The 662-nt window shown below is 33.4% G+C and carries 1 protein-coding gene; it reads right to left on the bottom strand.

Translation table 11 applies throughout. The features are described from left to right. Positions 1–8: 8 nt before the first annotated feature. Positions 9–662, bottom strand: a 654-nt coding sequence (locus CCU_RS05230; protein WP_243440861.1) for a DUF6020 family protein, incomplete at its 5' end; no start/stop codon positions are given.

Genomic DNA, 662 nt, shown 5'->3' with positions numbered 1-662 from the left:
TTGTTTTCTTAATCATTATCCGCCTCTTCAGCTTCAGGCGATAACAACAATGCCATATATAAAAGGCTTCCAAGCATTATCACCCATGCATATCTCTGCAATCCATTTACCGGAGATGCTATACACACAAGAATACTCAAATAAAGCGGCGCACTGACCAATATCTTTTTATATTCTTTTTTTCTCCACAAAAGAGCTGTAACTATAATAATGATCCATGTATAAATTCCACACCTGTTCAACAAATTCAATATAGGCATATCTTTCACTATATCAGTCCATCTCAATATACTTTTCTTGAATCCATCACAAAAAACTGTATTTTCATCTATATTCAACGATCTGTTCATATCATACTTCGTATAATTCTGATATTCCAACATAAAATTAGTTGGATCATTGAAATAATAATAGTTATACGTATTATTAAGGGTAGCTTCAAAATAAACCACAGGATGCTTTGCAAACATGCTTAACCAAGTCTTGAAATACGATAATATATCCTCATCTGAAGCTTTCTCTTTAAATGTCTTTTTTACATAATCAGATATATCGGGATTATATTTCTCAGCTATCGTATCATATTCAAGGACTCCCGAGATACTTTTTTTCTCACTCTCCGTCACCTCGTCCGAATATTCACGAACATATCTCGCAGTCTG

Origin of the sequence: Coprococcus sp. ART55/1 (assembly GCF_000210595.1) — a bacterium.
Classification (GTDB): domain Bacteria; phylum Bacillota; class Clostridia; order Lachnospirales; family Lachnospiraceae; genus Coprococcus; species Coprococcus aceti.
This window is presented reverse-complemented; position numbering and strand designations above follow the sequence as displayed.